Origin of the sequence: Massilia sp. METH4 (assembly GCF_037094685.1) — a bacterium.
Lineage (GTDB): Bacteria > Pseudomonadota > Gammaproteobacteria > Burkholderiales > Burkholderiaceae_D > Rugamonas.
Genome location: NZ_CP146614.1, coordinates 5,058,307 through 5,082,238, shown reverse-complemented (window position 1 = coordinate 5,082,238; position 23,932 = coordinate 5,058,307). Strand labels below are relative to the sequence as shown.

General features: G+C 66.1%; 25 protein-coding genes. 10 read left to right on the top strand and 15 right to left on the bottom strand.

The annotated features are described in order from the left end of the window. Positions 1–12 precede the first annotated feature (12 nt). Complete coding sequence (locus V6Z91_RS22310; protein ID WP_338772007.1) at positions 13–1,206, bottom strand: CaiB/BaiF CoA-transferase family protein; 1,194 nt, start codon at positions 1,204–1,206, stop codon at positions 13–15. An 86-nt stretch (positions 1,207–1,292) separates the two neighbouring features. After that, positions 1,293–1,790, bottom strand: a complete 498-nt coding sequence (locus tag V6Z91_RS22305) for a TspO/MBR family protein (protein WP_338761340.1) — start codon at positions 1,788–1,790, stop codon at positions 1,293–1,295. Between the two features lie 91 nt (positions 1,791–1,881). Between V6Z91_RS22305 and V6Z91_RS22300 the strand changes: the two genes are divergently transcribed. The 4 genes from V6Z91_RS22300 to V6Z91_RS22285 all read left to right on the top strand — a co-directional run bounded on the left by V6Z91_RS22300 (position 1,882) and on the right by V6Z91_RS22285 (position 3,301). Beyond that, positions 1,882–2,262, top strand: a complete 381-nt coding sequence (locus tag V6Z91_RS22300) for a c-type cytochrome (protein ID WP_338761338.1) — start codon at positions 1,882–1,884, stop codon at positions 2,260–2,262. A 14-nt stretch (positions 2,263–2,276) separates the two neighbouring features. Then, a complete protein-coding gene (locus tag V6Z91_RS22295; protein WP_338761336.1) occupies positions 2,277–2,516 on the top strand; it encodes a hypothetical protein in 240 nt (79 codons plus the stop codon). Positions 2,517–2,530: 14 nt separating this feature from the next. Beyond that, positions 2,531–2,878 (top strand): GFA family protein, encoded by a 348-nt coding sequence (locus V6Z91_RS22290; protein ID WP_338761334.1) that lies wholly within the window; start codon positions 2,531–2,533, stop codon positions 2,876–2,878. Between the two features lie 63 nt (positions 2,879–2,941). Next, the gene (locus V6Z91_RS22285) at positions 2,942–3,301 is read left to right on the top strand and encodes a hypothetical protein (RefSeq protein WP_338761332.1); all 360 of its coding nucleotides are present in this window, start codon (positions 2,942–2,944) and stop codon (positions 3,299–3,301) included. A 158-nt stretch (positions 3,302–3,459) separates the two neighbouring features. Here V6Z91_RS22285 and V6Z91_RS22280 read toward each other — a convergent pair whose 3' ends face one another. From V6Z91_RS22280 to V6Z91_RS22245, 8 genes are all read right to left on the bottom strand, one after another. Continuing rightward, positions 3,460–4,869, bottom strand: coding sequence for a hypothetical protein (locus V6Z91_RS22280; RefSeq protein ID WP_338761330.1), 1,410 nt, complete (start codon positions 4,867–4,869; stop codon positions 3,460–3,462). A gap of 146 nt (positions 4,870–5,015) precedes the next feature. After that, the gene (locus tag V6Z91_RS22275; protein WP_338761328.1) at positions 5,016–6,194 is read right to left on the bottom strand and encodes a cystathionine beta-lyase; all 1,179 of its coding nucleotides are present in this window, start codon (positions 6,192–6,194) and stop codon (positions 5,016–5,018) included. A gap of 118 nt (positions 6,195–6,312) precedes the next feature. Next, the gene (rimO, locus tag V6Z91_RS22270) at positions 6,313–7,704 is read right to left on the bottom strand and encodes a 30S ribosomal protein S12 methylthiotransferase RimO (protein ID WP_338761325.1); all 1,392 of its coding nucleotides are present in this window, start codon (positions 7,702–7,704) and stop codon (positions 6,313–6,315) included. A gap of 357 nt (positions 7,705–8,061) precedes the next feature. Further along, positions 8,062–9,117, bottom strand: coding sequence for an ABC transporter ATP-binding protein (locus V6Z91_RS22265; protein WP_338761322.1), 1,056 nt, complete (start codon positions 9,115–9,117; stop codon positions 8,062–8,064). A gap of 2 nt (positions 9,118–9,119) precedes the next feature. Next, positions 9,120–10,031 (bottom strand): carbohydrate ABC transporter permease, encoded by a 912-nt coding sequence (locus V6Z91_RS22260; protein ID WP_338761319.1) that lies wholly within the window; start codon positions 10,029–10,031, stop codon positions 9,120–9,122. Further along, complete coding sequence (locus V6Z91_RS22255; RefSeq protein ID WP_338772005.1) at positions 10,028–10,861, bottom strand: sugar ABC transporter permease; 834 nt, start codon at positions 10,859–10,861, stop codon at positions 10,028–10,030. The genes V6Z91_RS22260 and V6Z91_RS22255 overlap by 4 nt, the downstream gene beginning before the upstream one ends. Positions 10,862–10,911: 50 nt before the next feature. After that, positions 10,912–12,192, bottom strand: a complete 1,281-nt coding sequence (locus V6Z91_RS22250; protein WP_338761316.1) for an ABC transporter substrate-binding protein — start codon at positions 12,190–12,192, stop codon at positions 10,912–10,914. A gap of 322 nt (positions 12,193–12,514) precedes the next feature. Further along, complete coding sequence (locus V6Z91_RS22245; protein WP_338761313.1) at positions 12,515–13,297, bottom strand: NAD(P)H-dependent oxidoreductase; 783 nt, start codon at positions 13,295–13,297, stop codon at positions 12,515–12,517. A gap of 96 nt (positions 13,298–13,393) precedes the next feature. Between V6Z91_RS22245 and V6Z91_RS22240 the strand changes: the two genes are divergently transcribed. Further along, on the top strand, positions 13,394–14,293 hold the full coding sequence (locus V6Z91_RS22240; RefSeq protein ID WP_338761310.1) for a LysR family transcriptional regulator: 900 nt from the start codon (positions 13,394–13,396) through the stop codon (positions 14,291–14,293). Between the two features lie 6 nt (positions 14,294–14,299). Here V6Z91_RS22240 and phaR read toward each other — a convergent pair whose 3' ends face one another. Both phaR and phaC read right to left on the bottom strand, forming a co-directional pair. After that, entirely contained in the window at positions 14,300–14,866 is a 567-nt protein-coding gene (gene phaR, locus V6Z91_RS22235) for a polyhydroxyalkanoate synthesis repressor PhaR (protein ID WP_338761307.1), read from the bottom strand. Positions 14,867–15,138: 272 nt separating this feature from the next. Next, positions 15,139–16,848 (bottom strand): class I poly(R)-hydroxyalkanoic acid synthase, encoded by a 1,710-nt coding sequence (gene phaC, locus V6Z91_RS22230; RefSeq protein WP_338761304.1) that lies wholly within the window; start codon positions 16,846–16,848, stop codon positions 15,139–15,141. Positions 16,849–16,884: 36 nt separating this feature from the next. Between phaC and V6Z91_RS22225 the strand changes: the two genes are divergently transcribed. Continuing rightward, entirely contained in the window at positions 16,885–17,079 is a 195-nt protein-coding gene (locus V6Z91_RS22225) for a hypothetical protein (protein ID WP_338761301.1), read from the top strand. Position 17,080: 1 nt separating this feature from the next. Here V6Z91_RS22225 and pgeF read toward each other — a convergent pair whose 3' ends face one another. Next, on the bottom strand, positions 17,081–17,872 hold the full coding sequence (gene pgeF, locus V6Z91_RS22220) for a peptidoglycan editing factor PgeF (protein WP_338761298.1): 792 nt from the start codon (positions 17,870–17,872) through the stop codon (positions 17,081–17,083). Next, positions 17,869–18,981 carry an RluA family pseudouridine synthase gene (locus V6Z91_RS22215; RefSeq protein WP_338761295.1) on the bottom strand — a complete coding sequence of 371 codons (1,113 nt, stop codon included), beginning with the start codon at positions 18,979–18,981 and terminating at the stop codon, positions 17,869–17,871. Before V6Z91_RS22215 ends, pgeF begins: the two co-directional genes overlap by 4 nt. A 64-nt stretch (positions 18,982–19,045) precedes the next feature. Between V6Z91_RS22215 and V6Z91_RS22210 the strand changes: the two genes are divergently transcribed. Beyond that, positions 19,046–19,849, top strand: coding sequence for an outer membrane protein assembly factor BamD (locus V6Z91_RS22210; RefSeq protein ID WP_338761292.1), 804 nt, complete (start codon positions 19,046–19,048; stop codon positions 19,847–19,849). A 323-nt stretch (positions 19,850–20,172) separates the two neighbouring features. Here the strand turns inward: V6Z91_RS22210 and yaaA are convergent, their stop codons facing one another. Continuing rightward, a complete protein-coding gene (gene yaaA / locus V6Z91_RS22205; RefSeq protein WP_338761290.1) occupies positions 20,173–20,940 on the bottom strand; it encodes a peroxide stress protein YaaA in 768 nt (255 codons plus the stop codon). A gap of 38 nt (positions 20,941–20,978) precedes the next feature. Between yaaA and V6Z91_RS22200 the strand changes: the two genes are divergently transcribed. The 3 genes from V6Z91_RS22200 to V6Z91_RS22190 are packed head-to-tail and all read left to right on the top strand — an operon-like array spanning position 20,979 to position 23,608. Next, complete coding sequence (locus V6Z91_RS22200; protein ID WP_338761287.1) at positions 20,979–21,467, top strand: putative toxin-antitoxin system toxin component, PIN family; 489 nt, start codon at positions 20,979–20,981, stop codon at positions 21,465–21,467. A 25-nt stretch (positions 21,468–21,492) separates the two neighbouring features. Beyond that, positions 21,493–22,701: a pyridoxal phosphate-dependent aminotransferase gene (locus tag V6Z91_RS22195; protein WP_338761285.1), complete on the top strand. Its 1,209-nt coding sequence runs from the start codon at positions 21,493–21,495 to the stop codon at positions 22,699–22,701. Between the two features lie 13 nt (positions 22,702–22,714). After that, entirely contained in the window at positions 22,715–23,608 is an 894-nt protein-coding gene (locus V6Z91_RS22190; RefSeq protein ID WP_338761283.1) for a metal-dependent phosphohydrolase, read from the top strand. Positions 23,609–23,932 lie beyond the last annotated feature (324 nt).

The window sequence follows — 23,932 nt, the reverse complement described above, 5'->3', positions numbered from 1 at the left end:
CATCGCGCGGCGCTACTGCACCGCGCCACTCTCGCGCAGGCGGGCGATCTCGGCCGCCGTCATGCCCAGCTGAGCCAGCACGGCATCGGTGTGTTCGCCCAGGGCCGGGCCCTGCCAGCGCACGGCACCCGGCGTGTCCGACAGCTTCGGCACGATGCCCGGCATCGCCACCTCCACGCCGTCCGGCAGGCGCTGGCGCAGGATCATGTCGCGCGCCTGGTAGTGCGGATCGGCCACGATGTCGGCCACCGAGTAGATGCGCCCGGCCGGCACGTCGGCCGCCTCGAGTTCGGCAAGCACGTGTTCGATCGGGTGGCGCGACGTCCAGCCGGCGATCGCCGCGTCGATCAGCGCCGCCTGCGCGGCGCGGCCATCGTTCTGCGCCAATTGCGGATCGTCCGCCAGGTCCTGCCGGCCGATCACGCCCATCAGCCGCTTGTAGATCGGATTGCTGTTGCCGGCGATGACGACGTAGGCGCCGTCGCGCGTCGGGTACGTGTTCGAGGGCGCGATGCCCGGCAGCGCGCCGCCGCTGCGCTCGCGCACGTGGCCCAGCAGGTCGTATTCCGGCACCAGGCTTTCCATCAGGTTGAACACGCTCTCGACGAGCGACACGTCGACCACCTGGCCATCGCCCTGCCCCGTCTTCACGCGCAGTACCGCCATCAGCGCGCCCATCACCGCGTGCAGCGAGGCCAGCGAATCGCCCAGGCTCACGCCCACGCGGGCCGGCACGCCGCCCGGCTCGCCGGTGGTGTAGCGGATGCCGCCCATCGCCTCGCCGATGGCGCCGAAGCCCGGGCGGTCCTTGTACGGGCCGGTCTGGCCGTAGCCGGAGATGCGCACCATCGTCAGCTTCGGGTTCAGCGCGTGCAGCACGTCCCAGCCCAGGCCCAGCTTTTCCAGGGCGCCCGGCTTCATGTTCTCGATGAGGATGTCGGCGTCCGCCGCCAGGCGCTTGACGATGTCGATGCCCTCAAGGCTCTTCAGGTTCAGCGCGATGGAGCGCTTGTTGCGGGACTGGAGGTGCCACCACAGCGAGGTCCCGTTGTGCAGCTTGCGCCATTTGCGGATCGGGTCGCCGTCGCCCGGCGCCTCGATCTTCACCACGTCGGCGCCGAACTCCGCCAGCAGCCGCGCCGCGAACGGCGCCGCGATCAGCGCGCCGATTTCAATCACCTTGATTCCAGCCAGGGGTCCGCTCATCATCTCCTCGTGCTTTGCATATGTGAAGCACGGGAGCATAGACAACGGCGGCGCATCCGTCCAGCGCCCCCGCCTCGGGTCTGACGTTACCCCAGCAGTTGCGGATTGCGCTGCCAGCAGGCGAACGTGAGGGCGCTGGCGAACGTCACCCAGGCCAGGTAAGGCAGCAGCATCACGCCGGCGACGCGGCGCACTTTCCAGAACGCGACCGTGGTAGCGAGGATCAGCGCCCACAGCACCAGCACCTCGGCAAATGCGGCGGCGCCCAGGTGCCAGCCGAAGAACAGCCAGCTCCACAGGGCGTTGGCGGCCAGCTGGACGAGGTAGAGGCCCAGCGTGCGCGGCGCCGTCGAGAACCCGCGCGTCCGCCACACCAGGAAGGCGGCAAGCGCCATCAGCAGGTAAATCACCGTCCACACGGGGCCGAACACGCCGGCGGGGGGCGCCCACTCCGGCTTGTCCAGCTGGGCATAGAACTGCGGCGCATCCTGCGATGCCCAGGCGCCCAGCGCGGCGGCGGCGAACGTGACCAGCAGCCAGCCGGCGAGGTGCTTGATGTTGTCGGCAAGGCGGTGCGTATCCATGATCCGGGCGCATTGTTGGAGGAATGCCAACTGTAGCAGCGCCGCCGCGGCCGTGGCGCACGGGCTGGTCGGCCGAGACTATAATCATCGCATGTTCCGATCCAGCCTTGCCCTCGCCGTGACACTTTTCGCCATGTTGCCGCCCCTGCAAGCCAATGCGGCCGATGCCGCGGACCCGAAGGCCGGTGCCGCCGCGTTCCGGGTTTGCGCCTCCTGTCACCAGGTGGGCCCAGGCGCCCGCAACGCCTTCGGGCCGCACCTGAACGGGCTGTGGGGCCGCCGCGCCGGCACCCTGCAATACGGCTACTCAGCGGCCATGAAGAAATCGGCCGTCGTCTGGAACGACAAGACGCTCGCCGCATTCCTGCGCGATCCGGACGAGGTTGTGCCGGGCACCAAGATGCGGCTGTGGGGCTTCTCGGACGAACGCAAGATCGCCAACCTGCTTGCCTACCTGCGCCAGTACCAGTAACCGGAGCCAATATCATGTCCACCACGATCACCCACCGCGGCACGCGCATCGTCACCCTCGACAGCGGCGAGGAACCCGGTACCCACTGCCGCCCGAACGACATCGCCATCCAGGAAGTCGAAGGCGGCTGGACGCTGTGGTTCGTGGCGGACGACGGCAGCATCGAGGGCTATGACGAACCTTACCCGTCGCAGAAGGAAGCGATGTGGTCCGCCAAGGCTGCCGCCGAATACGCCGGCAGCGACCAGCGTTAATGACAGGAGGAGCCATGCTGTACAAGGGGAGCTGCCACTGCGGCAACGTGGCATTCGAAGTGGAAGGCACGATCGAGGGCGCGCTGTCGTGCAACTGCTCGATCTGCCGGCGCAAGGGCGCGCTCATGTGGTTCGTGCCGCGCGCACAGCTGAAGGTGACCACGCCGGACGAGAACGCGGCCACCTACCTGTTCAACAAGCACGTGATCAGGCACCGCTTCTGCCCGACCTGCGGCATCCACCCGTATGGCGAGGGAACGGACCCGAAAGGCAATGCGATGGCGGCCATCAACCTGCGCTGTGTCGAAGGGATCGATCTCGAGGCGATTCCGGTGCAGCACTACGATGGACGCAGCCGCTGAAACGCGCCCGGCTTGGCAGATTTGCTATAGACTGTGCCTTCTTCCCAACAGATGGAGTGCAAGATGGCTCAGGACCTGGTTCTCGATTCCCGCACCGACTCGGCCAAGAGCTGGGCGCAGGGGCTGTATATCGCGCACGGCGTGTGCCTGCTGTTCACCCTTGGCGCCCTGTCGTTCATTCCGCTGATCTTCAACTACGTCAAGCGGCCGGAATCGGATGGCACCTTCGTGCACAGCCACCACGGCTGGCAGATCCGCTCGTTCTGGTGGTACGTGGTGTGGATGGTTGTCGGCTGGGTGCTGGTCGCCACCATCATCGGCATGCTGGTCGCCTGGATCGTGTTCCTCGGCGCGTGGGTGTGGAAGGCATACCGGATCATCCGGGGCTTCATCGCGTTGAACAACAACGAGGCGATCGGGTAAGACAACCCGCGGCAGCCGCCCGGTGTCGGACATGTTTTCCGAGCGCCTTTTCCGGAAAACGTGTGCGACACCGGTTTTCTCCGACCGGGGGCGAGCACGTGGGAAAACCGGTGTCGCACACTTTTCGCTGCGCGAAAAATGTCCGACACCAGGCGAGATCACAGCACCCGCAGGAACGCAACGAGGTCCGCCTTCTCCGTATCCGTCAGCTTCGTCTCCAGCACGAGGTTGAAGAACTCCACCGTATCCTCCAGCGTGATGAGCCGGCCGTCGTGCAGGTAGGGCGGCGATTCCTTGATGCCGCGCAGCGGGAAGGTCTTGATCTTGCCGTCGCCGACCGCCTTCATGCCGTTCACCATCTGCACCTTGTAGAAGCGTTCCGTCTTCAGGTCGTGCATCAGGTTGTCCGTGTAGTACGGCGCCGCGTGGCAGGTCACGCACTGGCCCTTGCCGTTGAAGATCGCTTCCCCGCGCAACTCCTGCTCGGTGGCCTTCTTCGGATCGAGCTTGCCGAGCACGTTCAGCTTCGGTGCCGGCGGGAAGTCCAGCATTGCCTGGAACTCGCCCATGAAGTGCACCTGGCTGCCTCGCTCCAGGATGTTGAGCCCTTTCTTCGTCGCCATCACCGGATCGCCATCGAAATACGCCGCGCGCTGTTCGAACTCGGTGAAGTCTTCTACCGTCTTCAGCGCCCTCTGCGAGCCGAACAGGCGCTGCACGTTCACGCCGCGCAGCGTGGGCGTATCGATGCGGTGGCGCAGTTCCTGCGGCCGGATGTCGCCCGCCAGGTGCGTGGCGCCATTCGTGTGGCCGTTCGCATGGCAGTCGAAGCACGTGGTGCCCCGGCTGGGCCGAACCGAACGGCGGTCCTCGGTCGCGTTGAATTGCTGCTGCGCGAACGGCGTGAGCAGCAGGCGCAGGCCTTCGAGCTGCTTGGGATTGACCAGGCCATTGAACATCTCGTGGAAATTGTCGATGGTCAGCAGCCGGCCTTTCGACACGTCGCCCAGCTCGGGGTGCGAGACCAGGAAGATCGGCGCGGGAAACTCTGGGAGGATATGGTCCGGCAAGTCGAACGACAGGTCGAAGCGGTTCAGGTCGCGCCCTTCCTGGCGCAGCACTTCATCGATGTGAAACTTGGGGAACAACATGCCACCCTCGGGGTGGTTCGGGTGCGACAGCGGCAGGAAGCCTGCCGGGAACAGCCCTTTCGCCTTGATATCCTCGGGACTCATGGCCGCCAGCTGTTGCCAGGTGACGCCTTTCGGCAGCTTGACCCGCACCCCCTCCTGCACCGGCTTGCCGCGGAACATCGTCACGCCGCTGGCTGGCCGGTTCGAGAGATCGTAGCGCTGTGCCAGCAATTCCTGCTGGCGCCTTTCGATGGCGGGCCGCGCCGCCTTCATGCGCTCCATCGTCACGTTGAACGGCTCGGTGATGTCGACCTTCATGTAGCTGGTCGGCGTTTGCGGCGGCTTGGGCTTGCTGTCCTGCGTCCACACCAGGGCCGGCACCAGGGCAACCGCGGCAGCCATCGCGGTCCTGGCTAGCACTCTCGAAGCTTTCATGACTCCTCCTTGTCGTTATTGATGAAGGGCGTGGCAGACTTCTTCCTTCATTAAAGCATTCGGAGGGGTGGTTTTGCGTGCTGAGCTCGATTGTATTGATTGATCGGCGGGATAGGCAGGAACTAATGGCGGGAACCAAATGGCCTTTACAGCAGCGCCAGCGCGGCTTCGATGTCGGCGATCAGGTCCTGCGGGTCTTCCAGGCCAATATTGAAGCGCACGAGAATGCCCTTGTCCGGCCAGTTACGGCGCATGGCCTGGATGCGGTACGGCACGCACAGGCTGTTCGGTCCGCCCCAGCTGTAGCCGATCTTGAACAGTTTCAGGGAATCGACGAAGCGGTCCGTCTGTTCTTCCGTATAGCGGGGATCGAAGATCACCGAGAACAGGCCGCCGGCGCCCGTGAAGTCGCGTTTCCATACCTCGTGGCCGGGACAATCCTCGAAGGCGGGGTGCAGCACCCTGGCGATTTCCGGCCGCGCCTTCAGCCAGGCGGCGACCTTGCGCGCGCCGGCGTCGTGCGCGTCGAAGCGCAGCTTCATCGTCGGCAGGCCGCGCATGACGAGGTACGCGTCGTCCGCGCCCACGCCATAGCCGAGCCGCATGTGCGACAGCGACAGCTTGTCGTGCAGCGCGCAGTCAGTCCCATTCCTGCGGGTGATGACGGCGCCCATCAGCACGTCCGCCCCGCCCGACTGGTATTTGGTAAGGGCCTGGACGACGATATCCACGCCGAGGTCGAAAGCGCGCAGCGCAATGCCGGCGGACCACGTGTTGTCCAGGGCGACGATCACGCCCTTTGCCCGGGCGGCCACGCAGATGGCCGGCAGATCGGGGACTTCCATCGACACGGAGCCGGGCGCCTCGGTCCAGATCAGGCGCGTGTTCGGGCGGATCAGTTCCGTAATGCCGGCGCCGATCAAGGGGTCGTAGTAGCGGGCCGTGATGCCGAACGTCTCGTGCAGCCAGTTGCCCAGCACGCGGTTCGGGTTGTAGATATTGTCGGGAAGGAGGATGTCATCGCCCGTCTTCAGCAGCGCGAAGTCGACCATCGAGATGGCGGCCAGGCCGGAAGGCGCCAGCAGGCAGTCGGTGCCGCCCTCGATCTCGGCCAGGCGGGCTTCCAGCGTGAACGTCGTGGGCGTGCCGTGCAAGCCGTAGGTGTAGGCGTTCTTTTCCTTCCAGTCGCCCGAGCGCAGCGCGGCCACGTTCGGGAACAGCACCGTCGATGCGTGGTGGATGGCCGGCGGGAAGGCGCCGAAGCCGGCGGGCGGCTGGTAGTCGGAGTGGATCAGCGAGGTCTGCGGGGATTTTTTCGTCGTCATGGTCGGTCGCGGCTGCGCGGGCATAAAAAAGGCGGACCTCGATGGTCCGCCTTGCATTGTAACTACTCCGGCCGGATCCCGTGCATCGCGGCCAGTCGGAAGCCTGAGCCCACTGGGCTCAGGCTTCCCCCCAGAGATCATGAGCATCCGCCCGCGTGATGTCGACATCGAAGAACTGCCCGACCGCCAGCTTCTTGTGCGGCTCGAACGGCTTCTTCACGTGCACCACGCCGTCGATCTCCGGCGCATCGGCGGCCGAGCGGCCGATCGCACCGGACGGCGTGAGCTCGTCGATCAGCACCTTGATCGTCTTGCCGACCTTGGCCTTCAGGCGGGCGCGCGAGATCTCTTCCTGCAGCAGCATCACGCGGCCGCGGCGCTCTTCGCGCACTTCTTCCGGCACCGGGTTGGCGATGTCGTTGGCGGTGGCGCCTTCCACCGGGGAGTAGGCGAAGCAGCCCAGGCGGTCGATCTGCGCTTCCTTCAGGAAGTCCAGCAGGTATTCGAACTCGGCTTCCGTCTCGCCGGGGAAGCCGGCAATGAAGGTGGAGCGGATCGTCAGGTCCGGGTTCATCTGGCGCCACTTCAGGATGCGTTCCAGGTTCTTCTCGCCGGACGCCGGTCGCTTCATGCGCTTCAACACTTCCGGGTGGGCGTGCTGCATCGGGATGTCGAGGTAAGGCAGCACGTGACCGCCGCTCATCATCGGGATGATCTCGTCGACGTGCGGGTACGGGTACACATAGTGCAGGCGCACCCAGGCGCCGTACTGCTTGGCCAGCTGGCCCAGCGCTTCCGTCAGCTGCGTCATGTGCGTCTTGACGGGGCGGCCGTTCCAGAAGCCGGAGCGGAATTTCACGTCGATGCCGTAGGCCGACGTGTCCTGCGAAATCACCAGCAATTCCTTCACGCCGGCCTTGAACAGGTTCTCCGCCTCGATCATCAGCTCGCCGATCGGGCGCGACACGAGGTCGCCGCGCATCGACGGGATGATGCAGAACGAGCAGCGGTGGTTGCAGCCTTCCGAGATCTTCAGGTAGGCGTAGTGCTTCGGGGTCAGCTTCACGCCCTGTGGCGGCACCAGGTCGATGAACGGCTCGTGCGGTTTCGGCAGGTGCGTGTGCACCTGCGACATCACCTCGCCGACCGCGTGCGGGCCGGTCACGGCCAGCACCTTCGGGTGCACCTTCTGGATCAGGTCGCTGCCATCGGCGTCCTTCTTGGCGCCCAGGCAGCCGGTCACGATGACCTTGCCGTTCTCGGCCAGCGCCTCGCCGATCGCGTCGAGCGACTCCTGCACGGCGGCATCGATGAAGCCGCACGTGTTGACGATGACGAGGTCGGCGCCGTCATACGACTTGGCGGTCTCGTACCCTTCCGCGCGCAGCTGCGTGAGGATCTGTTCGGAATCGACCAGCGCCTTCGGGCAGCCGAGCGAGACGAACCCCACCTTGGGCGCTGGCGTTCCATCGGCGGGCTTGGGAAGACGGGAAAGTGGCTGAGATTGCATGTTCAAGTGACAACGAATATTCGGACCAATCCGCTATTTTACCTGAACACCGAAGTCCGCGAAACAGGCGGCGCCGCACAGCCTGGTGTCGGACATTTTTTCGCGCAGCGAAAAAGTGTGCGACACCGGTTTTCCTGTGCGCTTGCCACGAGCTCAAGGGAAAACCGGTGTCACACACATTTTCCGGAAAGGCACCCGGAAAATATGTCCGACACCAGAGCGCCACGTCCGCGACCGTTGCGCCACACCGGTTTTCCTGGGCGCTTGCCACGAGCTCAAGGGAAAACCGGTGTCACACACATTTTCCGGAAAGGCGCCCGGAAAATATGTCTGACACCAGGGCGCTGGCGGTAGCTGCTACAACCGCTCGGTGGTGGCCTCGTCGAACAGCGAGATGTTGTCGGGGCGCAGGGCAAAGGCGCCGCCGGGGCGGGTGTCGGGGACGATGGCGGCCACGTCGCGGTCGTGGAAGCGGTGCCACAGCACGCGGTGGGCGCCCATGGCTTCGACCAGCGTGACGGGAGCGCGGCACGCGCCGTCGGCCCGCACGTCGACGTCTTCCGGCCGCACGCCCAGCACCACGGGCTGGCCGTGCACGGGTTGCTGGCGGAACGGGTAGCGCGACAGGTCCAGTGCGATGTGCGCGCTGCGGAAATGCACGCCGCCGACGGTGTCGATCCGGCCATGGAACAGGTTCATGCCGGGCGAGCCGAGGAAGCCGGCCACGAACAGGTTCGCCGGCGCGCGGTAGATCGCGTCCGGCGTGTCGAACTGCTGGATCGCGCCGCCTTTCATGACGGCCATGCGGTCCGCCAGGGTCATCGCCTCGACCTGGTCGTGCGTCACGTAGATCATCGTGGCGCCCAGCCGCGCGTGGAGTTGCTTGAGTTCGCGCCGCAGCTCGGTGCGCAGCTTGGCGTCCAGGTTCGACAGCGGTTCGTCGAACAGGAACACGCCCGCCTCGCGCACGATCGCGCGGCCGATCGCCACGCGCTGCCGCTGGCCGCCGGACAGTTCTCCCGGCTTGCGCTTGAGCAGCGGCCCCAGTTGCAGCATCTCGGCCGCGCGCGCCACGCGCCGCGCGATCTCCGCCTTCGGGGTGCCGTTGACGCGCAAGCCGAACGACATGTTCGCTTCCACGTTCATCGTCGGGTACAGCGCATACGACTGGAACACGAGTGCGATGCCGCGGTCCTTGGGATCGGCATGCGTCATGTCGCGGTTGCCGATGCGGATACTGCCGGCGGCCGCGTCGTTCAGCCCCGCGATGCTGTGCAGCAGCGTCGACTTGCCGCAGCCGGATGGCCCCAGCAGCACGATGAATTCGCCCGCCGCGACGTCGAGGTCGAGCGCGTCGATGACGGTATGGGCGCCCAGCACGATGCGCAGGTCGCGGATGGAGACATTGGCCATGCTTACCCTTTCACTGCGCCATTGGCGATGCCGCGCACGAACCAGCGGCCGGAGATGAAATACAGCGCCAGCGGCACGAGCGAGGTGAGCAGCGTGGCCGCCATGTTCACGTTGTATTGCCGCTCGCCCGTCGTGGTGTTGATGATGTTGTTCAGCTGGACCGTCATCGGCAGGTTGTCCGATCCCGCGAAGACGAGCCCCAGCAGGAAGTCGTTCCAGATGTTCGTCACCTGCATGATGGCTGCCACCACGATCACCGGCAGCGACATCGGCAGCATCAACTCGAAGAAAATGCGCCAGAAGCCGCCGCCGTCGATGCGCGCGGCCATGAACAGTTCGCGCGGCAGCGCGGCATAGTAGTTCCGGAACAGCAGCGTCATCATCGGCATGCCGAAGATCAGGTGCACGATCACGATGCCCGGCAATGAGCTGTACAGCTCCACGGCGGCCAGCGCGCGCACCAGCGGATACAGCATGACCTGGCCGGGAATGAAGGCGCCGACCATCAGCACGGCGAACAGCAGGTTCGCGCCGCGCGGGCGCCAGAACGACAGCGCATAGCCGTTCACGGCGCCCAGCGCGATCGACAGCAGCACGCTGGGCACGGTGATCTTCACGGAGTTGACGAAGCCGCCGCGGATGCCCTCGCATTCGAGCCCCGTGCAGGCGGCCTGCCAGGCGCTGTGCCATGGCGCCAGCGTGGGCGCGGCCGGCAGCGCGAAGATATTCCCGAGCCGGATCTCGTCCATCGGCTTCACCGAAGTCACGAGCATCACGTACAGCGGCACCAGGAAGAACAGCGCCGCCGTGAACAGGAAGACGTAGATGCCGAGCCGGCCGGGCGTGAACAACGGCTTGCGCGGCCGGGCGCTCACGGGTGGCGGCAGTACCGCGATCGGCGCATCACGCTTCATTCCCGGCCCCTTTGCAGCGCCCTGCCGCGCGCGTAATACAGCGGTGCCACGATGCCCAGCACCGTCAGCAGCAGCACGATCGACGCGGCCGACGCCAGCCCGACATTGGCGCGCCCGAACAGGTAATCCATGATGAACTTGGCCGGCACCTCGCTGGCCGTGCCGGGACCGCCCTGGGTCATCGCCACCACGGCGTCGAACAGTTTCACCACCATCACGAACAGCAGGATCAGCGCGGTCGACACCGAAGGCCACAGCATCGGCAGCACGATTGACACGTAGACGCGCCATTTGGGAATGCCGTCGATGCGCGCCGCCTTCCACAGTTCCCCGTCGATGCCGCGCAGGCCCGACAGCAGCAGCGCCATCACCAGGCCGGAAGCCTGCCACACGGTGGCGATGACGATCGTGTACAGCACCATGTCCTGCCGCACGATCCAGTCGAACGCGAAGTGCGCGAGGCCCAGGCGCCGCGCCACCTGCTGGATGCCCAGCTCCGGGTTCAGCATCCACTGCCAGACGAGCCCAGTGGCGACGAACGACATCGCGTACGGGTACAGGAACACGGTCCGCAGCACGCCCTCCCCGCTCACCTGCTGGTCGATGAACACGGCCAGCAGGAAGCCGACGACGAGGCAGGCGGCAATGAACAGGGCGCCGTAGATGGCGAGGTTTTCCAGCGAGAGCAGCCAGCGGGCGTTGCGGAACAGCCGCTCGTACTGGCCCAGGCCCACGAAGTCGCCATTCGGGAAGATGCGGCTCGAGGACAGCGACACGCGCGCCGTCCACAGCAGCGTCAGTACGTACGCGCCGAGCGCCGTGGCGGCCATCGGCAGCAAGGCGAGATAAGCGGAGAAGCAGGCGGCGCGGCCGCTCGGGCCTACCACGTGTTGTCCTTCATCGCCTGCGCGAATGCCTGCTGGGCGCGCTCCGGCGTTTCGTTACGGTTCCAGTAATTGGTCAGCACATCCTGCAGCGCGCCGTTCAGGTCGGGGTCGAGCAGCATTTCCGTGTTCGGCAGCTGGCGCGACTTGTCGGCCATGATGGCGATGCCCATGCGCGCGCACAGGTCGAGCTTCGACACGTCCACGTCCGGCCGGATCGGGATCGACCCCTTGCGGGCGCTGAACTCCACCTGCGGCCCCGGCGCCGTCATCACGGTGGCGAGCAGCTTCTGCGCCCGCACCACGTGCGGCTTGCCCGTCTTCGGGAACACGAAGGCGTCCCCCGCCACCATGTACGGCGCCTTGGGACCGAAGCCGGGGAAGCAGCCGAAATCCCTGCCCGCCACCTGCCCCGCCGACGTGAATTCGCCCTTCGCCCAGTCGCCCATGATCTGCACGCCGGCCCGGCCGGAGACGACGAGGGCCGTGGCGTCGTTCCAGTTGCGGCCCGGCGCGCCGGGATCGGTATAGGCGCGCAACTGCTTGAATTTCACGAGGACGTCGCGAAACGCCGGCGATTGCACGGCCTTCAGGTCGCGGTCGCGGTAGATCCTCAGGTACAGTTCCGGTCCACCGACCAGCACGAACACGGCATCGAACAGGATTTTTTCCTGCCAGACCTGCCCACCGAATGCCAGCGGTATCAGGCCGGCGCGCTTCAGGCGGTCTAGCTGGCTCATGAACTCGTTGAACGACGCGGGCTCGGCCGCGATCCCCGCTTTCGCGTACGCGGACTTGGAATAGAAGAACCACGCGGGCATGTGGATGTCCACCGGCGCGGCGTAGTAATGGCCGTTGATCTTGATGGCGTCGATGATCGTCTGCGGCAGGATCCTGTCCCAGTTGCCGCGCGCAGCCACGTCGTCGAGGTTGTTCAGCAAGCCCTGGTCGACGATGTCGCGGAACTGCTTCGACGTGTTGAACTGCGCCGCCACGGGCGCGTTGCCGCCGACGATGCGGTTGATTGTCGAGGCACGCGACTGGTCGGCGCCCGCCACCGCCTGGTCGATCCACTGCCCGCCCGCGCGGGTGAAGGCGTCGGCGAACTGGCGGATCGCGGCCGATTCGCCGCCCGAGGTCCACCAGTGCGAGACCGTGGCCTTCAGCGGCGGCGCGACGGCCGGCGCCGGCGCACCGGCGCGCGCCGCCGGTGCCGCGGCCAGCGCCAGCGCGCAGGTCACGGCCGCGCCGCGCGTGCGTATCCTACCCTTGCCCATCTTGTCTCCGTGGCACCTGGGGTGCCTTATTGGTATGTGGTAATGATAATGAAACTGGCGGGACAGCAGAAGAGCTTGCTGTCGGTCGCGGCAGTGGAATCGATTCCACTGTCATGTCGGCGATACTAGCAGCGGGGTTGAAGCGGAGTCAACATCAATTCGCCGGGACGAGGGGTGTGGGGAGTGTTGCCGACTCCGGTGGGGAAAACCGGTGTCGCACACTTTTTCGCGCAGCGAAAAAATGTGCGACACCAGGCGTGGGGCGGCGACGCTGGTCCGCAGCGTGGCGGATGTGCCAGCCCATGGACGCGACCGCCACGGGCTACTCGGCGGCGAGGTGGATGCGCAGGCCCGTTTGTGCAGGCGCGATGTCCTCGCGCAGCGTCAGCGCGGGAATGTCGTAATCGCCGCCGTTCTGGCGCCGGAACGGGATGGGCGCCGTCGACTCGAGGCTATCGAGCCGTTGGGTGAACGCTTCGCGCACGCCGGCGTAGCGCGCCTCGCCCATCTTGCCGGCCCGGTAGACGACAAACGGCGGCAGCACGTCGAAGCCGGGGTAATACAGGATGCCGTGCTGGATCGGGAACAGGAGGTCGTCGATCGGGCCGTTGACGCCCCGCCCCGCGTAGTGCGTTTCCCATCCGCCGGCCGTGGTCACCAGCATGGCGCGCTTGCCGGCCAGCCGGCCCTCGCCGTAGCGGTCGCCCCAGTGCCGGTCGGAGTGCTCGCCCACGCCATAGGCGAAACCGTAGGCATAGACCCGTTCGAACCAGCCTTTCAGGATGGCCGGCATGGAAAACCACCACAGCGGAAACTGCACGATCAGCGTGTCGGCCCACAGCAGCTTGCGCTGTTCGGCGGCGATGTCCGCACTCTGGTGGCCGTTGGCATAGGCGAGTTGCGATTCCCGCGCGGGATCGAAGCGGCCGGAGGCGGGCGGAACGGTGCTGTCGTCCGCGTCGACCTGCGCCTTCCAGCCCATCGCATACAGGTCGCTGACTTCCACCGCATGGCCGCGCGAGCGCAGGTGGGCGACAGCATGGTCCTTCAGGGCGCCGTTCAGCGAGCGCGGTTCCGGGTGGGCAAATACGTACAACACATTCATGGCAGGGCTCCGTTGTTGAAAGAGCCCAGCGTAGCGTTCGGCGCGGTATAGTTGAAATGAATGCTCACAATACGTGCCATTGAACATACGCATACCATGGACGACCTGCGCCGCCTCGACCTGAACCTGCTGTTCACGCTGGACGTGCTGCTCGCCGAGCAGAACGTCACGCGGGCGGCCGCCCGGCTGCACCTTTCGCAACCTTCGGTCAGCGTGCAGCTGGCCCGGCTGCGCGAACTGTTCGACGACCCGCTGCTGCTGCCCGGCCCGCGCGGCATGCGCCCCACCGCGCGGGCGGAAAGCCTGCGCGAGCCCCTGCGCCACGCGCTCGAAGCGTTGCAGCGGGCGGTGACGCCGGCCGCGCCGTTCGATCCGCTCGCCGCGCAGGCGACGTGGCGCGTGGCCGCTTCGGACTATGGCGAGTCGACCGTCATCCTGCCGGCGCTGGCGGCGCTGCGCACGGCGGCGCCGGCAGCCCGGCTGGCGATCGTGGAGATGAACCCGGCGCGCATCGCCGGCCAGGCGGAACGGGGCGAGATCGACATCGCGTTCCATACGGCGGCCGGCTCGCCGCCCGGGCTGCGCCGGCGCACGCTGTTCGCCGAGCGCTACGTGCTGGCCGGGCGCAAGGGGCACCCGCGGCTGGGGCGCAGGCCGACCCTGGCGCAGTTCTGCACGCTGGATTTCGTGATCGTCTCGCCCGACGGCGGCGGCTTCGAAGGTGCGACCGACGCCGCGCTGGCGGCGCTGGGCGCGCGGCGCAGCGTGGTGCTGTCCGTGCCCCATTTCCTGTTCGTGCCGGCCGTGCTGGCGCGCACGGACCTGGTGGCGATGCTGCCGGAGCGGCTGGCACGGCAGGTGCCGGAGGTGGAGCTGGTTGAAGCGCCCGTGGAGGTGCCGGGCTACGAGATGGCGATGCTATGGCATGAACGCCTGCACCGCGACCCGGCGCACCGCTGGCTGCGCGACCAGTTCGCCGCGGCGGTGCGCCCGTGAGGGGGTCTATTTCTTGTCGGTCGGCGGGGTGACCGGCGGCACGGCGAACGGGAAGGCGCCGAACAGGTTCTTGCTCTGGTTTTGCATCTGTTCCTGCATCTGCACGAACAGGCTCTTGCTCTGGTCGATGTAGTTGTTCATCATGCCCTGCATGATCGGCGCCTGAACGTTCATGAACTGGGTCCACATCTCCGGGCTGAACGTCTTGCCGTCGAAATTCATCGTGCTGGCGGTAAGACGGCGCTGGATATCGGTAAAGGCCTGGATATTCTTTTCCAGGTAGGTGCCCATCATGCCCTGCATCGCGTGGCCGTAGTAACGGATGATCTGGGACAGCATGTCGGTCGAGAACATCGGCGCGCCGCTCGCCTCTTCCTCGAGAATGATCTGCAGCAGGATGCTGCGCGTCAGGTCTTCGTTCGACTTGGCGTCGACCACCGTGAAGGGCTCACTGTCCAGCACGAGCTGTTTCACGTCGGTCAGCGTGATGTAGGAGCTGGTCTGCGTATCGTAGAGACGGCGGTTGGGATACTTCTTGATCAGGCGTTCGGCAGTTTTCTTTACACTACTCATCACAAGTCCGATTGGATATTCCGCGTTGGTCGCAGCGGATATTGCGCCGCAACGCAAACGCGGCACGTCAAGGGAGGCCGCGAAAAAAAAGCGAACATAGAGTTCGCTTTCACTAGCCCTGCTCATGACATTATAGAGTGAAATTTTCACCGAATGTACTGGCGGACATAGGAAATTGGCGCCGAGAAGCGTCTATTTCGACAGTCCGGCGTCGCTGCGGCACCGCAACACAGCTATCCGGGTCGAAACCGGCGCAAGTCGCCGAGTGCGGATCAGTCCGCCTTTTCCCTGACATAGCGGCCTGGCGCCGGTTCGATCGGCCGGTACTGCGCATTGCCGAGCATGACGCGCGCCTTCACGTCCTTGCCGCCATGCTCGGCCAGGAACGCGGCCCACAGCGGCCACCAGCTGCCGGGATGCTCGACGGCGCCCTCGAACCACGCCTGCGCTTCTTCCGGCCGGCCATCGTTGACCCAGTAACTGCGCTTGTTCTTGGAGGGCGGGTTGATCACGCCGGCGATATGGCCTGAGGCGCCCAGCACGAAGCGGTTCGCCTCGCGCTGTTCAGGATTGAGGATGTTCATCGAGGCGTAGGCGGAGGTCCACGGCACGATATGGTCTTCCCGCGAGCCGTAGATGAACGCCGGCGCGTCGATCGTGGTCAGGTCCACCTTTTCGCCCGCCACCGTCAGCCGGCCCGGATCCTTCAGCTTGTTCTCCAGGTAGGTGTTGCGCAGGTACCAGCAGAACATGGGGCCCGGCAGGTTCGTGGAATCGGAGTTCCAGTACAGCAGGTCGAACGCGGCCGGGTCGTTGCCCTTCAGGTAATTCGACTGCACATAGTTCCACACCAGGTCGTTCGGGCGCAGGCTGGAGAACGTGCTGGCCAGGTCGCGGCCCGGCATCAGGCCGCCCTGGGCCAGCGTCTGTTCGCGGATCTGCACCTGCGCCTCGTCCACGAACACGTTCAGCACGCCCGTGTCGGAAAAGTCCAGGAACGTCGTCAGCAGCGTCAGGCTGGCCGCCGGCTGTTCGCCGCGCGCCGCGAGCACGGCCAGCGCCGTCGACAGCAAGGTGCCACCCACGCAGAAGCCCAGCAGGTTCAGCTGCTCTTCCTCCGTGATGTCCTGCACGGCGCGGATCGCGCGGATCACGCCCTGTTCCGTGTAATCGTCCCATGAAGTTTTCGCCAGCGAGGCGTCGGGATTACGCCAGGAAACGAGGAACACGGTATTGCCCTGCTCGACCGCGTAGCGCACCAGCGAATTGGCGGGCTGCAAGTCGAGGATGTAGTACTTGTTGATGCACGGCGGCACCATCAGCAGGGGGCGCTGCTTCACCGTGTCCGTCAGCGGCTTGTACTGGATCAGTTGGAACAGCGGCGTTTCCAGCACCACCTCGCCTTCGGTCGTGGCCAGGTTGCGGCCCACCTCGAAGGCTTTGTCATCGGACAGCGAGATATAGCCCTTCTGCATGTCGGCCAGCATGTTCTTCAAGCCGCGCGTGAGGCTTTCGCCCTTCGACTCGAGCAGCGCCTGCTGCGCTTCCGGATTCGTCGCCAGGAAGTTCGCGGGCGACATCGCATCGACGACCTGCTGCACGGCGAAGCGGATTTTCTGCTTCTGCTGGAGCGACGCTTCCACGGCGTCGGCCATCGCCAGCATGAATTTGGCGTTCAACAGGTAGGCGGCGGCGTTGAATGCCGTCACCGGGTTCGCGGTCCACGCGGGGTTCGAGAAGCGGCGGTCGCGGATCGTGGGGGTCTTGCCTTCCAGGAGCTGCTGCCACAGCGCTCCGAATTCGGCCATGTATTCGTTCTTCAGGGTTTCCAGCACATCGGGCCTCACCGTCGCGCCGGCTTCGCGCAACAGCGCGGCACCGGGCAAGGGAATGTTGGCCAACGCATCGGGGGTCGGCATCCAGGATTTCCACTGGTTCGGGTCCATCCAGCTGGCCAGTGTCTGCGCGTCGGGCATATTCATGTATATTCCATTGAAAATTGTCAATCGAAACTACCGATGCTGATCGTTGCTCTTGCCTGGATCTACGTCGTGCTGCTGATGTCGTTCACCGAGCCGACGGTCGTCGCAGGCATCATGACTTTCCTGCTGTACTGCGTTCTACCTCTCGGAATTCTACTCTATGTGACTGGCGGGAAGCGGCGAATGGAGAAGCGCCGGCGGCGGGAGCGCGAGCGCACTCCGGAGCCATGATTCACTTCAGCCAGATGAGGCTTGCCTGGCGGCCGGTGACGCCGTCGCGGCGGTAGGAATAGAAACGGCCGGAATTGGAGACGGTGCAGAAATCGCCGCCCCACACGCGCCGCACGCCCACCTCGGCCAGCGCCAGCCGGGCCAGCGCATACAGGTCGGCGAAATACTTGCCGGGCTTGCCGCCGATCGGCGTAAACGCGGCCTGGATATCGGCCGCGGCAACACCGGGGCGGCGCACGAAGGCTTCGAGCACGTCCGCCCCCACTTCGAAGCGGTTCGGGCCGATCGCGGCCCCCAGCCAGGCCATCAGCTCGCCCGCGCCGGCGTCGCGCATCGCTGCCACCGTTTCGTGGAGCACGCCGTCGGCCAGGCCGCGCCAGCCGGCGTGCACGGCGCCGATCGTGCGCCCTTGTGCGTCGCACAGCAGCACGGGCAGGCAATCGGCCGTCAGGACCGTGCAGATGACGCCACGCTCGCGGGTAAAACTCGCGTCGGCGACCGGCGGTTCCCCCTCCATGTCGACGGTGCCCGCGTCCAGCACCCGGGTACCGTGCACCTGCGTGAGCCATACCGGCTCGGCCGGCAGTTCGGCGCGCAGGATGTCGCGGTTGCGCTCCACGCACTTGGGCGCGTCGCCCACGTGCAGGCCCAGGTTCAGGCCACCCTTGCCCTGGCCATCGTCATAGGGCGCCGGGCTCACGCCGCCGCGGCGGGTGGTGCACAGCACGCCCACGTTTTCCGGCAGGTCGGGCCAGTCGGGGAACAACCATTGGGTGGCGGTTTTGTCTGTCATGCGTCGTCGTAGTCGTCGTCCTCGAATTCCCCGTCAGGGTCCCGGTGCAGCGCTTCTTCATCAATGCCGCATTCCTCCAGCAGCGCGCGGAAGTCATCGGCCAGCATGATTTCCCACTCGCAGTGCTCGCCGGTGGCCGGGTGCACGAGGCCGAGGCGGCGCGCCTGCAAGGCCTGGCGGTGGAACACACCCGTGAGGTGCGGCTTGCCATACACATAGTCGCCCACCAGCGGGTAGCCCAGGTGCGCCATGTGGACGCGGATCTGGTGGGTGCGGCCCGTCTCCAGGCGGCATTGCACGAGGCTCACGGGGCGGCGATCCAGCTCGCCGGAGGCCAGGCGCTCGTAGTGGGTAATGGCGGGCTTCGCACCCAGGCCCGTCGACACGGCCATCTTCACGCGGTCGCGCTGGTGGCGGCCCATCGGCGCGTCGATGGTGCCGGACAGCCGCGGCGTGCCCCAGGCCAGCGCCCAGTATTCGCGCTTGACGCTGCGCGCCTGCAACTGGCGCACGAGGTCCGTCTGCGTTGCCAGGTCCTTGCCGATGACCATCAGGCCGCTGGTATCCTTGTCCAGCCGGTGCACGATGCCGGCGCGCGGCACGCCGCCCAGCTGCGGCCAGCGGTGCAGCAGGCCGTTGAGCAGGGTGCCGGACCAGTTGCCCGCGCCCGGGTGCACGACCAGGCCGGCCGGCTTGTTGATGACGATCAGGTGGTCATCCTCGTACACCACGTCGATATCGATCGGCTCCGGCGCGAATGCCACGTCCTCGGGCGCGGCCTGCGGCAGCACCACGATCTTCTCGTCGCCATACACCGTGGCGCGCACCTTGGCCGGCTTGCCGTCGACGGTCACGAAGCCATCCTCGATCCAGCTTTGCAGGCGGCCGCGCGAGAATTGCGGCACCAGCTTCGCCACGACCTTGTCGAGGCGTTCGCCGCACACGTCGGGCGTCAGGTTCAGTTCGATCGGGGCCAGCGGGTCGGCAGGGCCAACGTCTTCATCGAGGACATCGCCCTCGAAATCGGCCTCCGCATCGTCGTCGATCGCGTGGTCGAGTGCGTTGTCTTGTGCTTGTTCTGCCGGCTTCGGCTCAGGATTCAATATCACAGCATTCCCATCGGCTATAATCAGCCAGGTCGTATCTTGTTTAAACGTCTTCTTGCACGAAAACATGCAAAAAAAATTGAAGGTAGTCGCGGCAACCGTTTTGTTCGCCAGCCTGTCGGCTTGCAGCCTGTTACCGGAACAGGCGGATGAAACCAAAGGCTGGTCCGCTTCGAAATTATACTCGGAGGCCAAGGAAGAATTGGCTGGACAGCATTATGAGCGGGCAATCCAGTTGTTCAACAAGCTGGAAGCGAGCTACCCGTTCGGCGTGTATGCGCAACAGGCCCAGCTCGAAGTGGCTTACGCCTACTACAAGGCGCAGGACCAGGCCCAGGCGCTGGCCGCCGTGGAGCGTTTCATCAAGCTGCACCCGAATCACCCGAACGTCGATTACATGTATTACCTGCGCGGGCTGATCAATTTCAACGACCAGATCGGCCTGCTGAACTTCGTGTACGAGCAGGATCCCGCCGAGCGGGATCCAAAGGCGACGCGCGAAGCCTTCGCCGCGTTCAGGGCGCTGGTCGACAAATTCCCGGAAAGCAAATACACGCCGGATGCGATCGATCGCATGAAGTACCTGATCAACGCGATGGCGACGTATGAAGTCTATGTGGCGCGCTACTACTACCGCCGCGGCGCCTACCTGGCGGCTGCGAACCGCGCGATGGACGCGCTGCGCGACTACAAGGATTCGCCGGCCATCGAGGAAGCGCTGTGGATCATGATCCGCAGCTACGACAAGCTGGGCAATGTCGCACTGCGCGACGACGCGATGCGGGTGTTCAAGATGAACTTCCCGAACAGCAAGTTCTTCGACGAAGGCGCGCCGAAGCCCGAACGCAAGTGGTGGAAGTTCTGGGGGTGAAGCAGGGGTTTCGGCGAGCACTGCTCGCCGCCTGCGGAACGGCGCTGGCCTGCCAGCCAGCGACTGGATGAAGCAGGGGTTTCGGCGAGCACTGCTCGCCGCCTGCGGAACGGCGCTGGCTTGCAAGCCAGCGACTGGATGAAGCAGGGGTTTCGGCGAGCATGCTCGCCGCCTGCGGAACGGCGCTGGCTTGCCAGCCAGCGACTGGATGAAGCAGGGGTTTCGGCGAGCACTGCTCGCCGCCTGCTGGACTGGTCCGATCCCGAGCTCGCGTCGACTGAATGCGCTGCCGGCCCCGTGACCAGCAGTCCTGCTGCACCGCCTCAGGCCGCGTTCCGCCGGAACACCCACTTCTCGTCGTTCGACGCTTCCGGCGCGAACGCATACCCGTCCACGTCGAAATTCTTCAGCTCCTCCGGATCGGTTATGCCGTTCACCGCCGCATAGCGGGCCAGCATGCCCCGCGCGCGCTTGGCGTAGAATGAGATGATCTTGTATTTCCCGTTCTTGTATTCCTCGAACACGGGCGTGATGACCGGCACGGCCAGCTTGGCCGGCCGCACCGACTTGAAGTATTCCTCGGACGCGCAATTGACCAGCCAGCGCGCGCCCTGCTCCTGCGCAGCACCGTTCAATTCCTGCGTGATCAGGTCGCCCCAGAACGCATACAAGTCCTTGCCGCGGGCATTCTTCAGGCGCGTGCCCATTTCCAGCCGATGCGGGTGGATCAGGTCCAGCGGGCGCAGCAGGCCGTACAGGCCCGACAGGATGCGCACGCGGCCCTGCGTGTAGTCGAGCTGGGCCGGCGTCAACGTGCGCGCGTCAAGGCCGTCGTACACGTCGCCGTTGAAGGTCATCACGGCCTGCCGCGCGTGCGCCGTATCCATCGTCCACGAAGCATAGCGGCCCACGTTCAGGGTGGACAGCGCGTCGGACAGGTCCATCAGCTCGGCCAGTTCGTGCGGCGAGAATTCGCGCATGCGCTCGATCAGCTGCGCGGAGTGATCCAGGAAGCTTGGCCGGGTGGCGATATCGGTGGTGGGCGGGGTGTCGAGGTCAAGACTCTTTGCGGGGGAAAGCACTATCAGCATATGATTCGAAACTAATCTACTCAGAAACAATTTCCTGCATGATACCTGTTTTACCCGAAACGAACCCGGCGGTACCCGCCACGCCCCAGCGCATCGTCATCGACACCAATGTGTGCCTCGACCTGTTTGTGTTCCGCGACCAGCGCTGGGCCGGCCTGCTGGCGGCCATCGAAAGCGGCGCCGTGGAAGCGATCACGCGCGCCGACTGCCGCGACGAATACCACGTGGTGCTGCACTACCCGCACCTGCCGCTGGATGACACCACCCGCCCCGCGAGCGCGGCGCGCTTCGACCAGCTAATCAAGGTGGTGGCGCCGCCCGTGTCCGGCGTGCGGCTGCCCGTGTGCACCGACCGCGACGACCAGAAGTTCCTGGAACTGGCGCGCGACGCCGGCGCGGAGGTGCTCATCACGAAGGACAAGGCCCTGCTGAAGCTCGCGCGGCGGCTGCGCAACGCGGGCATGTTCGCCGTGATCCCGCCGGAACAGTGGCGCCTCCCCGCAGGGCCGGGCGGTGCGCTAGAATGATCCGACACCAACGGCCTACCCCATCATGAACAGCCCGCACCCGACGACCGCCACGCCCCTGCCCGCGACGCCGATCCCCGCGACGCCCGTCCTCGCGACGCGGCTGCCCGCCGTCGGCACCACCGTCTTCACCCGCATGTCGGCGCTGGCCGTGGAACATGGCGCCGTCAACCTGGGCCAGGGCTTCCCCGATTTCGCCTGCGATCCGAAGCTGGTCGACCTGGTGACCGAAGCGATGCGCGCCGGTCACAACCAGTATCCGCCGATGACGGGCGCGCCGGTCCTGCGCCAGGCCATCGCCGACAAGGTCGCCGCCCTGTACGGCCACGCCTACGACGTGAACGCGGAGATCACGGTGACGGCGGGCGCCACCCAGGCGCTCACCACAGCCATCCTGTGCGCAGTGCACCCGGGCGACGAAGTGATCGTCATCGAGCCGGCCTACGACGCCTACATGCCGGCCGTCGAACTGGCCGGCGGCACCGTCATCCCCGTGCAGATGGCGCTGGGCGACGCCGGCTACCACGTGCCGTGGGACCGGGTGCAGGCCGCCGTGGGCGCGAAGACGCGCCTCATCGTCGTCAACACGCCGCACAACCCCACCGGCAGCATCCTGCGCGCGGCCGACCTCGATGCGCTGGCGGCCATCGTGCAGGGCACCGACATCCTGGTGCTGTCCGACGAAGTCTATGAACACATGGTGTACGACGGCCAGCCGCACGCGTCGGTGAGCCGGCACCCCGTGCTGGCCGCGCGCAGCTTCGTGGTCTCCAGCTTCGGCAAGACCTACCATACGACCGGCTGGAAGATCGGCTACGTGGCCGCGCCGGCGCCCTTGATGGTGGAATTTCGCAAGGTGCACCAGTACAACGTGTTCAGCGTGAATGCGCCCATGCAGCACGGCATCGCGGCCTACATGGCCGATCCGGCGCCTTACCGCGACCTGCCGGCCTTCTACCAGAAGAAGCGCGACCTGTTCCGGGCCGGGCTGGCGGGCAGCCGCTTCGAACTGCTGCCGGCCGACGGCACCTACTTCCAGTGCGTGCGCTACGGCGCGATATCCGACATGCCGGAAGCGGCATTCGCCGAATGGCTCACGAGCGAGATCAAGGTCGCGGCCATTCCCGTGTCGGCGTTCTACCGCCAGGCGACGGAATCGGGCATCGTGCGCTTCTGCTTCGCCAAGCGCGACGACACCCTGGGCCAGGCGCTGGAACGGCTGGCCCGCATCTGACGGGCCAGGCGCGATGGCCTCCTCCGCCCTGCACGACCTGCCGCCACCGGAAGGCGACGCCCGCCCGGCGGCGCCGCCGTCGGTGCTGCGCGCGCTTAATCTGGTGCAGCGCCGGCTCGAAGAGGGCGCTCACCTCGCGCCCCACGAGGAACCCGACGCGCCGGAGGATCTGCGCGCCACCGCGCGCGAGCTGCTGCATGCCGTCGACCTGTCGGCCGACGTGGCACTGGCCTGCGTGCTGCGCAACCAGGTCGGCGGCAGCTACGCGGTGCGCCACAGCATCGAGACCGCGGTCGTCGCCGCGCTGGTGGCGCGCCGCCTGCACATGCGGCCGGTCCACCTGCTGTCCGTCGTCACCGCCGCGCTGGCGCTGCATGCGACCGGGCGCCATGAAGAACCGGCTGGCCAAGCCCTGCATGGCTCCCACCCCCGCGACCCGGACCTGTTCGCGAGCCTGCTGCTCGACCATTCATCGCCCCATGCATCGGCGCCCTCCTCCGCCGCCGACATGGCCGCCGCCCACCTGCTGCGCATGGCGGACCGCTATTGCGCCGGCGTATCGCCGCGCAATTACCGCCGCGCCCTGCTGCCGAACGACGCGCTGGCGCGCGTGCTCGAACAGGCGCCCGATGCCGAGCTGGCAGCGGCTTTCAGGGAGGAACTCGGCCCGTTTCCGCCGGGATCGGCCGTCCGGCTGGCCGGCGGCGAGCTTGCCGTGGTTGCCCACCGTGACGCCGGCGGCGTGGAAGTGTTGTGCCTGCGCGATGCCGCTGGGCGCGCGTGCAGCGTGCCGCTGCCCCGCCGCGTCGGCGAGGGCGGTTGTGCGATCGTCGCGGCGCTGGGTGAGGAGGATGGTGAACTGCGCGTGTCGATGAAGCAGGTGTGGGGGCCGCTGGCCAGCCTGTGAGCCGGGCACTATTGCTTGCGCTGAGCTTTCCTGGACTTGCCACGATGTGACGGATGCTCGCCGCAGCAGGAAATGCGAAGGCTGATGACCGCCGCAGCGGATTGCTGTGGCCCAGTGTACCGCAGCTTCCGGCCCAGAGCCGCCCTTCAACCCACAGCATGTGCGCTTGGGAAAACCGCAGGATGCGGGGCAGCAGTGCCGTCTGGTCGAGCAGGCTGAGACCGCTTAACAAAACCTCGGGCTTTTTCTCAGAGCAACGCCCACATACACTTTGGCAATGCGACCGGCTGCCTTCGGCCAAGAGCGGACATTCAGTCGATAGCG